Genomic DNA, 10,374 nt, shown 5'->3' with positions numbered 1-10,374 from the left:
CCGCCACAGCGGCCCCATCAGCGCGCCCCGTCAGAACGAAATCGAAACAGCCCGATTCACCCTCGGTGGCTCCCCCAGCGGGTCTCTTCGTTCGGCCGGGATGATCTCGACTGCGCTCGATCGGCGAACCGGGCTCGATCGGCGAACCGGCGCTCGACCGGCGGACAGCGCTCGATCGGCTAACGGGCCGCGGTGAGGGTGATGAGGAGGTCGTCGCCGAGTTCGGTGACCGATTCACGGTGGAGGCGGTGGGCCTGCGCGAGGGTGGTGACCGAGCGGTCGAGCACCGCGGGGTGGCCGTCGCCGAGAATCGTCGGGGCCAGGTAGGCCTGCACTTGATCGACCAGACCGGCCGCCAGGAAGGCACCGATGATCCCGGGACCACCCTCCACCAGCACCCACTGCGCGTCGGGCAGCGCCTCGAGGACCTGGTGCGGATCGTGCGAGCGGACCTGAACCAGCGGTGCCGTGCCGTCGCGCAACCGTGCCTGCGGCGGCAGGCCCCGGGTACCGAGGACCACCCGGGTCGGCTGATGCTCGTACAGACTGCCGTCGGGGCGCCGGGCGGTCAGGGCGGGATCGTCGGCCAGTGCCGTGCCGGTACCGATCACGATCGCGTCGAGCCGGGCGCGCTGGGCATGGGCGTGCTCGCGCGCCTGCGGCCCGGTGATCCACTGACTGGTGCGGTCCGGGGCGGCGACGCGCCCGTCCAGGGTGGCGGCGATCTTCGCGGTCACCATCGGCCGGCCCTCGCGCTGCCGGAACAGCCAGGGACCGAGCGGGCCGCGCCGGACCTCGGCTTCCCGGACACCGCCGACAGTGGTCACCCCGGCGGACGACAGGGCCGCCGCTCCCCCCGCCGCCTGCGGGTTCGGGTCGGGCACTGCGTAGTAGACGGCCGCTATCCCGGCGTCGAGCAGAGCCTGGGCGCACGGGCCGGTGCGGCCGGTGTGGTTGCACGGTTCCAGAGTGACCACGGCGGTGCCGCCGCGGGCGGACTGGCCCGCCTGTCGCAGCGCCATCACCTCGGCGTGCGGCCCGCCGACCGGCTGGGTGTGGCCGACGCCGGCCAGCGCGCCGTCCGCATCCAGGATCACCGCGCCGACCGGCGGATTGGGGGTACTGGCTCCTTGGGCGGCGCCGGACGTCTCGATGGCGAGCAGCATCGCTCGGTCGACGGCCTCGGGCACCGCGGGAGGCGTCACGACCGCGCTCAGACGCCCGCGGCGGAGGCTTCGGCGGCCAGGCGCCGCAACTCGGCGACGCGGCCCGCCGGATCGTCGCCGCCGTAGACGGCCGAGCCGGCGACGAAGCAGTCCACGCCCGCCTCGGCCGCCTCCTCGATGGTGCCGGTATGGATGCCGCCGTCGATCTCGACGAGCAGGGTGAGCTGCTCGGCGTCGATCACCTTGCGCAACTCCCGCACCTTGCCGAGCACCTCGGGCATGAACTTCTGGCCGCCGAAGCCCGGCTCCACACTCATCACGAGGAGGGTGTCGAATTCGGGCAGGATCTCCAGATACGGGGCCAGCGCGGTGCCCGGCTTGATGGCCAGTCCGGCCTTGCCGCCGGCGGCACGGATGTCCCGCGCCACCGACACTGGATCATCAGTGGCCTCGGCGTGGAAGGACACGTTGTAGGCGCCCGCCTCGGCGTAGCCGGGTGCCCAGCGGCCCGGATCCTCGATCATCAGGTGGCAGTCCAGCGGAATCTCGGTGGCCTTCAGCAGCGACTCCACCACCGGCAGGCCCAGGGTCAGGTTCGGCACGAAGTGGGCGTCCATCACGTCGACGTGGACCCAGTCCACACCGGGGTCCACCGGGGACGGGCCGACGGCGGCGATCTCCGAGGCGAGGTTCGCGAAATCGGCGGACAGGATCGAGGGCGCGATCATGGGCGCGGGGCGTTGACACATGCGTGTGAGTCTACGGCCGCCGGTGGTCGCGCCGTCAGAGCGTGCCGGAGACGTACCGCGGCCGGCTACCGACGGTCGCCAGCAGGGCGTCGTGCAGCTGCGGGCCGTACTCCTCCAGGGGCGGCCACTCGATCAAGACCAGGCCGCAGTCGGTCCGGGCGTACGGGGTGTTCCGGATCTCCCAGTCCCCGACCGGTGCGGTGAAACCGCACGACGGGCACTCCTCGACCGGTTCCTCCCCGCTCTCCCACCAGGGTTCGGGCTCCCAGTGGTCAAGCAGTTCGTGACAGCGGGGACATTCCGGCGGCGCGCTGTCGGAGAAGGCGCTGACGGTGGCTCCCGGTCCGAGATCCACCGAGACGCTGCCGCGTTCCTCCAGCGGCAGGGAGAAGCCGTCCCCGGCGGCCTGGTGGGCGATCGCCAGGATCTCCACCAGGACGGCCTCGTCGACCGGCCGCGCCCCCGGCACGACCGGGTCGTCCTCCGGGTCGGCGCTCAGGACCAGCCGCACGGCGTCGGTCAGCTGCTCTTCGGCGGCGGCGCCGGCGTCGTCGAGCGAGAAGTAGAACTGGACGAAATCGCTCACTCGGCGTCCCTGCGCAGTGCGGCCAGGAACATCGCGTCGGTGCCCTGCCGGTGCGGCCACAGCTGCACGTGCGGGCCGGCACCGAGGGTGGCCGGTGCCACCATGTCGCCGGCCACCAGCGGCCGCGCGTCGAGCTGAGACACCCCGGGCACGGCCGCCAGGACGGCGTCGACCACCCCGGTGGTCTCGGCCGGATGGGGCGAGCACGTCGAATAGACGACGACACCTCCGGGCCGGGTGAGCCGCAGCGCCTCGGTGAGCAGCCGGGTCTGCAGGTCGACCAGGCCCGGAACCTCGTCCGGGGTCCGCCGCCAGCGGGCTTCGGGCCGCCGGCGCAGCGAACCGAGGCCCGAACACGGCGCGTCGACCAGCACGCGATCGAAGCCCGGCTCGAGCCCGCTGTCGAGACCGTCGGCCACGTGCACGTCCACCGGCAGCGAATCGACCACCTTCTCGATGAGCTGGGCGCGGTGATCGGAGATCTCCACCGCATCCAGGTGCGCGCCGCGCAGGTCGGCCAGCGACCCCAGCAGCGCCGCCTTGCCGCCGGGGCCCGCGCACAGGTCCAGCCATCGGCCGGTGTCGGGGCCGAGCGGCTCGGCCCGCTCCAGGGCCAGGGCCACCAGCTGGCTGCCCTCGTCCTGCACCCCGGCGAAACCTTCGCGGACGGCGTCGAGCTTGCCCGGATCGCCGTCGGCCAGATAGACGCAGTACGGCGAGTACCTCCCCGGTTCTCCCCCGCTGATCAGGGCGAGCTCCTCGGCGGTGATCTGACCGGGGCGGGCCACCAGATGCACGATGGGGCGCTCGTCGTCGGCGGCCAGGGCCGCCTGCAGCTCCCCCGCCGAGCCGCCGAGGGCGTCGTAGAAGACCCCGGCGATCCAGCGCGGGTGCGCGTAGGTGAAAGCGAGGTTCCCGATCAGGTCGTCGCTGATCGGTGGCGCCAGGTCATCGATCCAGTACGGTTCGCTGCGCTGGGAGATCTTCCGCAGCACCGCGTTCACGAAGCCGGACGGGCCCATCCCCTTCTCGCTGCGCACCAGGTCGACCGAGGTGGACACGGCGGCGTGCGAACCGATGCGGGTCCGCAGCAGCTGGTAGGCGCCCAGCCGCAGCACGTCGAGCAGGTCACCGTCGATGTCGGTCACCGGCCGGCCCGCCGCCGCGGCGATGATCTGGTCGAGGACGCCCATGGTCCGGGCGGTGCCGTAGGTCAGTTCGGTGGCCAGGGCCGCATCCCGGCCCGTGATACCCCGCTCGCGAAGGAGCCTGGGCAGCAACAGGTTCGCGTAGGTATCGCGTTCGCGGACGGCGCGCAGCACGTCCCGCGCGACCATCCGCGACGGATCGAGGTCTTTGCTGCGCAGCTTCTTGTCGGGGCCGCTCATGCGAGTTCCTCCGCCCCGGTGAGGCGGGCGCCGCGTGCCCAGTCCGCGGCCGGCAGAGCCTTCTTCCCCGGCGGCTGCACCCAGCCGAGTTGCACCGCACCCGAGGCGGTGCCGACGTACACGGCCTTCTTTCCGGCGCAGATCCGGCCGACCGGAAGGTCCGCCGGTGCGACGGTGCCGTTGAGCAGCTCGGCGTCGTCGGCGAGCGAGACCGGTCCGACCTTGATGCGGGCCTCGTCCAATTGCGTCCAGGCGCCCGGGGCGGGCGTGTGGGCGCGGATGGCGCGGTCGATCAGGTGCGAAGGCAGATCCCACCGGATCCGGGCGTCGGCGACGGTGATCTTCGGCGCGTACGACACCCCGTCGGTTTCCTGCGCCACCGGTGACAGCTCGTCGGCGGCGATGCCGTCGAGCACGGTGCGCGCGAAGACCGCGCCCGCGTCGGCCAGCCGGTCGAGCAGTTCGCCGGCGGTGTCGGTGGGAGCGATCGGTTCGGTGAAGGTGCCGAAGACGGGGCCGGTGTCCAGGCCCTCCTCGAGAGCGAAGACGCTGGCGCCGGTCACCTCGTCGCCGGCGGCGAGGGCCGCCTGGACGGGTGCGGCCCCGCGCCACGCCGGGAGCAGCGAGAAATGCAGGTTGACCCAGCCGAACGGGAGCGCGGTGAGCACCGCCTGCGGAATCAGCCCGCCGTAGGCCACCACCATCCCGATCTCGGGATTCCAGCGGTCGAGGGCTTCGGCGACCTGAGGATCAGACATCCGGGAGGGGGTGATCACGTCGATCGCGTGCCGGTCGGCGAGCGTCCCGATCGGCGAGCGCACCACCGAGCGGCCGCGGCCGGCGGTGGTGTCCGGGCGGGTGATCACCCCGACCACCTGATGGTCGTCGGAATCGATCAGTTCCTGCAGCGTCGGGACCGCCGGTTGCGGGGTCCCCGCGAACACCACTCTCATGTCAACCGATCGTAGGCGGGTCCACCTGCACCCGGATACCCGCGGTGTCTTCGTGGCGGGCGTGGCGCAGCACCTGGGCCGCGCGGAGGGCGGCGGCCAGATCGCGTCCGTGGCTGCGATCGGTGCGCAGCAGGACCCGTTCGATGCCGTCGGCCGGGTCCAGCCCGGCGGGCACGCGCACCCCGGGCGGCAGCGGCACCGGGCCCAGCCGCTGCGCATCCGCGTCGTCGCCGACCATGCCGAGGAAGGCCGCTACGGCGGCCGGCGGACCGTCCACCGAAGCCATCGTGACCGCCGGCGGGAAGCCGAGTTCGCGCCGCAGACCGAGTTCGAGGGCGGCGAAACCCACCGGGTCCCAGCGGATCAGCGCCTGCACCGGGGCCAGAGTCGCATCGGCGACGACCACCACGCGACCGCCGTCGGCATGCGGGCGGACCAGAGTGGCCACAGCCATCCACGTGCGCACGGCCTCCTCCCCGGCCCGCAGATCCTGACGATCCAGCTGCGCCCAGGTGTCGAGCAGGACGGCGGCGCCGTAGCCGCCCTCGACCTGCGGCTGCGCGCCCGGCGTCGCCACCACCACGCGCGCCCCGGCGGGCAGCCGGTCGACGATCTTGTCCCCACCCGAGGTGACCACCGGCACACCGGTGAACGCACGCCCCAACTCCTCGGCGGTGCGCTTGTCCCCGATCATCAGCGCGCGCACCGCGGTGCCGCCGCAGGCGGCGCAGACGAACCGGTTCTCCGGGCGGCCGCACCAGCGGCAGGCGAGATCGCCGCGCTCGTTCATCTGCAGCGGCCCGTGACAGGCGCGGCAGCGGGCGTGCTCTCGGCACCGGGCGCACGCCACCGACGGCAGGTAGCCGCGCCGCGGCACGCTGAACAACACCGGACGGTCGTCGGCCAGGGCGCGTCGCGCCGCGTCGAAGGCGATGGCCGGTATCCGGGCCGACCGGGCGAGCGGATCCCCGGCGATCCGGCGGTCCTCCTCGGAGATGCCGTCGACCCGCGGCATGTCCGCGCGGACGGTGCGCCGGGGTGCCACCAGATCGCGGGCCCAGCCGGATTCGACCAGAGCCTGTGCCTCGGCGGTCCGGGCGAAACCGCCGATCACCAGCGCCGAACCGGTCTGGTGCGCACGCAGGACCGCCACTTCCCGGGGATGCGGGTACGGGGCGCGGGGCTCGTCGAGGCTCGGATCACCGTCGTCGACGACGACGGTCAGCGCCAGATCGTGCACCGGGGCGAAGACCGCGCTGCGGGTGCCGATGACCACCCGCGCCTGCCCGCGCAGCGCCTGCAGCCACCGCCGGTAGCGGGCCGTCGGTCCCAGCCCGGCGGCCAGCGTGACGCACCAGTCGCCCAGCAGCGGCTCGCAGGCCTCGGCCACGCGGTCGAGGTCCCGCTGATCGGGCACCACCACCACGGCGCCGCGGCCCCGGACCGCCACCGCCGCGGCCAGTTCGGCCACCCGGGCGGGCCAGTCTTCACCGGGTCTGGCCTGCCACGACACGCGGGGGTGCAGATCCGAGACCAGCGCCTCCAGGAAGGCCTCGCCGCCGTCGTAGGCGTGCCAGCCGGTCAGGTCGGGTTCGGCGACCGGAGCCTCCGGTTCACCGGCCGGCGCGGCCTTCTCGACGCGGGCGTGACGCGGCGGCAACGCCAGCCGCAGGACGTCGGGCATGGTTCCCGCGTAGCGGTCGGCCACCGCCCGGGCGAGGCTCGCCAGTTCCGGGGTGAGCACCTGTTCGGCCGACACCACCCGGTTGAGCCAGGCCAATTTGCCGCCGTGATCGCTGCGCTCGAGGCGCTCGAGGATGAAGCCGTCCACCAGGCGCCCGGCGAACCGGACGCGCACCCGGGTCCCGGGCTGCGCGTCGGCGTCCATCGCCTGGTCGACCAGATAGTCGAACGGGCGGTCCAGGTGCGTCAGCCCGAGCATCGGCAGCACCCGCGCGACCGGGAGCTGCGGGGCCGGCAGCCGCCGGTGCTTATCGGCGGCCGACGTGGTGCCCGGCTCCGGGTCGCTCACCCCGGCGAGTCCAGCGCCGGCGGGTCAGGCCAGACCGGCGGCCGCACGCAGCTCGGCCACCCGGTCGGTCTGCTCCCAGGGCAGGTCGACGTCGGTGCGGCCGAAGTGACCGTACGCGGCGGTCGGTGCGTAGATGGGGCGCAGCAGATCCAGGTCGCGCACGATCGCGGCCGGGCGGAGGTCGAAGACCTCGGAGATGGCCTTCTGGATGGTGCCGACGTCCACCTTCTCGGTACCGAAGGTCTCCACGAACAGTCCGACGGGTGCGGCCTTGCCGATGGCGTAGGCCACCTGCACCTCGATGCGCTTGGCCAGGCCGGCGGCGACCGCGTTCTTGGCCACCCAGCGCATGGCGTAGGCGGCGCTGCGGTCGACCTTCGACGGATCCTTGCCGGAGAAGGCGCCGCCGCCGTGGCGGGACATGCCGCCGTAGGTGTCGACGATGATCTTCCGGCCGGTGAGACCGGCGTCGCCCATCGGACCACCGAGGACGAAGCTGCCGGTCGGGTTCACCAGCAGGCGCGGGCTGGAGGTGTCCAGAGCGGTGGGCAGGTCCAGGTCCTCGAACACCGGCGCCAGGACGTGCTTGGCGATGTCCGGGGTCAGCATGCCCTCGATGTCGATGTCGGCGGCGTGCTGCGTGGACACCACGACGGTGTCCAGGCGCACCGGCACGTCGTCGGCGTACTCGATGGTGACCTGTGTCTTGCCGTCCGGACGCAGGTACGGCAGCCGGCCGGACTTGCGGACCTCGGTGAGGCGGCGGGAGATCCGGTGCGCCAGCGCGATCGGCAGCGGCATCAGCTCCGGGGTCTCGTCGGTCGCGTACCCGAACATCAGGCCCTGGTCGCCGGCACCCTGCAGGTCGAGGTCGTCGGCGTGGGTGCCGGTCTGCTTCTCGTGCGAGTCGGTCAGGCCCTGCGCGATCTCCGGGGACTGCGCGCCGATCGCGACGTTGACGCCGCAGGAGGCGCCGTCGAAGCCCTTGGTGGACGAGTCGTAACCGATCTCGAGGATCTTCTCCCGGACGATGTTCGGGATGTCGGCGTAGGCGGTGGTGTTCACCTCGCCGGCGACGTGCACCTGCCCGGTGGTGACGAGCGTCTCGACGGCCACCTTCGCGTTCGGGTCCTGTTCCAGCAGCGCATCCAGGATCGAATCACTGATGGCATCGCAGATCTTGTCCGGATGTCCTTCGGTGACGGACTCGCTGGTGAACAGGCGGGACGCTGACGCGGTCATCGGTTCCTCTCGGATTCTTGGTCGTGGTCGGCCGTACGGCCTTTCCTATCAGGCACGAGCGAGACGACTTCGTCAAGGATTCTGCTCGCCATCAATGTCTTTGAACCGTAAGGCAATCCGGTTTCGGCGCCGTCGGCGGCCAGCACCCAGCCGGTGTTGTCGGTGGTGCCGAAGGCGCGCCCGTCGCCGACCGCGTTCACCACCAGCAGATCGCAGCCCTTGCGGCGCAGCTTGGCGCGCCCGTGATCGAGGACGCCGCCTTCGGCGTCCCCGGTCTCGGCGGCGAAGCCCACGATGGCCGTCGTGGCGGGAATGGTGCCCTCGCTGCGGGCGGTCACCAGGGAGGCCAGGATGTCGGGGTTGGTGGTCAGTTCGATCGGTGCCGGCCCCTGTTCCCCCTTCTTGATCTTGGCGCCGGCCACATCCACCGGGCGGAAGTCGGCGACGGCCGCGGCCATGATGACCACGTCGGCCTGCGGGGCGCGCGCGTGCATCTCCCGGCTGAGTTCGTCGGCCGAGTCGATGTGCACCACGTCGACGGCGGCGGGGTCGCCGGGATCGCTGACGGCGCCGGAGACCAGGGTGACGCGGGCGCCGCGCTGCGCGGCGACACGGGCGAGGGCATAGCCCTGCTTCCCCGAGCTGTGGTTGCCGAGGTAACGCACCGGGTCGAGCGCCTCGCGGGTGCCGCCGGCGCTGATCAGGACGTCGACGCCGGTCAGATCTTGCGGGAGCGCATCGGCGCGGGCCAGGAGCAGATCCCCCAGCAGGCCGATCTCGGTCGACTCGGGCAGGCGGCCGGCACCGGTGTCGGCACCGGTGAGACGCCCGGAGGCGGGAGTGAGCACGGTGGAGCCGTGGGCGCGTAGCGTGGCGACGTTCGCGACCGTGGCCGGGTGCTCCCACATCTCCGTGTGCATGGCCGGCACGAACAGCACCGGACAGCGGGCGGTCAGGAGCGAGGCGGTCAGGAGATCGTCGGCGCGGCCGGCGGCGGCGCGGGCCATCAGATCGGCGGTCGCCGGTGCGATCACCACCAGATCGGCCTGGCGTCCGAGGGCCACGTGGGCCACCTCGTCGACGTCGTCGAACACCTCGGTGGTGACCGGGTTGCCCGAGAGCGCCTCGAACGTGGCGGCGCCGACGAACTTGAGCGCGGACCGTGTCGGGATCACCCGGACGTCGTGGCCGGCCTCGGTGAAGTGCCGGATGACCGAGCAGACCTTATAGGCGGCGATGCCGCCGCCGACGCCGACGATGATGTGCCGGCGTGCCGAATCGGTCTCAGACACGGTGGGCGCGGTGGGCGGGTGCTGTCACCGCGGGCCTATTCGCCTTCGGTGTGCTCGAGCAGGTCCGAGTGGATCTCGCGCAGGGCGATCGACAGGGGCTTCTCGTGCACGCCGGGCTCCACCAGGGGACCCACGTACTCCATCAGGCCCTCGGCGAGCTGGTTGTAGTAGTCGTTGATCTGGCGGGCGCGCTTGGCCGCGTAGATCACCAGGGCGTACTTCGAGGAGGCGCGGTCGAGCAGCTCGTCGATGGGCGGGTCGGTGATGCCCAGCGGGGTGTCGTAGACGGTCTCTTCGACGAGATCGATGTCGACCTCGGTTTCGGTGCTCACGCGTATGTCTCCTACGAAAGTTCGTTGTCGCTTCGCCCCGACCGGGGCGCAAGTACAGGCGGCCGTCAAGGGCCGATGAGCAAGCTTACCAACCGCCGAGCGGCAGCGTCGACATCGTCGTTCACGACGACGTGTTGGAACTCGTCTTGCGCAGCCATTTCGATGCGGGCCGTGGCCAGTCTGCGGTCGATCACCTCGGTGCTCTCGGTGCCGCGGCCGATCAGCCGGCGCTCCAGTTCGGGCCAGCTCGGGGGCGCCAGGAAGACGGTGATCGCCTCCGGCAGCGCCTCGCGCACCAGGCGCGACCCGGTCAGGTCCACCTCCACCAGCACGGGCTCGCCGGCGGCCAGGGCCGCCTGGACGGGTCCGGCGGGGGTGCCCGAGCGCTGCAGTCCGTTGTGGATGTCGGCCCATTCGAGCAGTTCGCCGCGCTCGATCATCGCGTCGAACTCGGCGCGGGTGACGAAGTGGTAGTCCCGGCCGGCCACCTCGCCGGGCCGCGGATCGCGGGTGGTGGCCGAGACGGAGAACCGGACCTCCGGCAGGAGTTCCCGGATCCGGGCGACGACAGTCGACTTCCCGACAGCCGAGGGGCCGACCAGTACAACCAGTCGGCCCCTCGGCACGGGATCCT

General features: G+C 72.3%; 10 protein-coding genes. All 10 read right to left on the bottom strand.

All coding sequences use genetic code 11. The features are described 5' to 3' along the window. Window positions 1–179: 179 nt before the first annotated feature. The 10 genes from ribD to gmk all read right to left on the bottom strand — a co-directional run bounded on the left by ribD (window position 180) and on the right by gmk (window position 10,366). Window positions 180–1,166 (bottom strand): bifunctional diaminohydroxyphosphoribosylaminopyrimidine deaminase/5-amino-6-(5-phosphoribosylamino)uracil reductase RibD, encoded by a 987-nt coding sequence (gene ribD / locus ABD732_RS10860; RefSeq protein WP_344783526.1) that lies wholly within the window; start codon window positions 1,164–1,166, stop codon window positions 180–182. A 47-nt stretch (window positions 1,167–1,213) separates the two neighbouring features. After that, on the bottom strand, window positions 1,214–1,915 hold the full coding sequence (rpe, locus tag ABD732_RS10855) for a ribulose-phosphate 3-epimerase (protein WP_344783479.1): 702 nt from the start codon (window positions 1,913–1,915) through the stop codon (window positions 1,214–1,216). Between the two features lie 34 nt (window positions 1,916–1,949). Next, complete coding sequence (locus tag ABD732_RS10850) at window positions 1,950–2,501, bottom strand: hypothetical protein (RefSeq protein WP_344783477.1); 552 nt, start codon at window positions 2,499–2,501, stop codon at window positions 1,950–1,952. Continuing rightward, window positions 2,498–3,889, bottom strand: a complete 1,392-nt coding sequence (locus ABD732_RS10845; protein WP_344783475.1) for an RsmB/NOP family class I SAM-dependent RNA methyltransferase — start codon at window positions 3,887–3,889, stop codon at window positions 2,498–2,500. Before ABD732_RS10845 ends, ABD732_RS10850 begins: the two co-directional genes overlap by 4 nt. After that, window positions 3,886–4,842, bottom strand: coding sequence for a methionyl-tRNA formyltransferase (gene fmt, locus ABD732_RS10840; RefSeq protein WP_344783473.1), 957 nt, complete (start codon window positions 4,840–4,842; stop codon window positions 3,886–3,888). Before fmt ends, ABD732_RS10845 begins: the two co-directional genes overlap by 4 nt. A 1-nt stretch (window position 4,843) precedes the next feature. Further along, window positions 4,844–6,784, bottom strand: a complete 1,941-nt coding sequence (locus ABD732_RS10835) for a primosomal protein N' (RefSeq protein ID WP_344783524.1) — start codon at window positions 6,782–6,784, stop codon at window positions 4,844–4,846. A 114-nt stretch (window positions 6,785–6,898) separates the two neighbouring features. Then, window positions 6,899–8,116: a methionine adenosyltransferase gene (metK, locus tag ABD732_RS10830; protein ID WP_344783471.1), complete on the bottom strand. Its 1,218-nt coding sequence runs from the start codon at window positions 8,114–8,116 to the stop codon at window positions 6,899–6,901. Continuing rightward, the gene (gene coaBC, locus ABD732_RS10825; RefSeq protein ID WP_344783468.1) at window positions 8,113–9,408 is read right to left on the bottom strand and encodes a bifunctional phosphopantothenoylcysteine decarboxylase/phosphopantothenate--cysteine ligase CoaBC; all 1,296 of its coding nucleotides are present in this window, start codon (window positions 9,406–9,408) and stop codon (window positions 8,113–8,115) included. Before coaBC ends, metK begins: the two co-directional genes overlap by 4 nt. A gap of 35 nt (window positions 9,409–9,443) precedes the next feature. Further along, window positions 9,444–9,740 carry a DNA-directed RNA polymerase subunit omega gene (gene rpoZ / locus ABD732_RS10820; protein WP_344783466.1) on the bottom strand — a complete coding sequence of 99 codons (297 nt, stop codon included), beginning with the start codon at window positions 9,738–9,740 and terminating at the stop codon, window positions 9,444–9,446. 65 nt (window positions 9,741–9,805) lie between these two features. Continuing rightward, complete coding sequence (gmk, locus tag ABD732_RS10815) at window positions 9,806–10,366, bottom strand: guanylate kinase (RefSeq protein WP_344783464.1); 561 nt, start codon at window positions 10,364–10,366, stop codon at window positions 9,806–9,808. Window positions 10,367–10,374: the final 8 nt, after the last annotated feature.

Origin of the sequence: Gordonia caeni (genome assembly GCF_039537105.1) — a bacterium.
In the GTDB taxonomy this organism is placed as follows: Bacteria; Actinomycetota; Actinomycetes; order Mycobacteriales; family Mycobacteriaceae; genus Gordonia; species Gordonia caeni.
The sequence above is the reverse complement of the archived record's forward strand: the minus strand, read 5'-3'. Positions and strand labels throughout refer to the sequence as shown.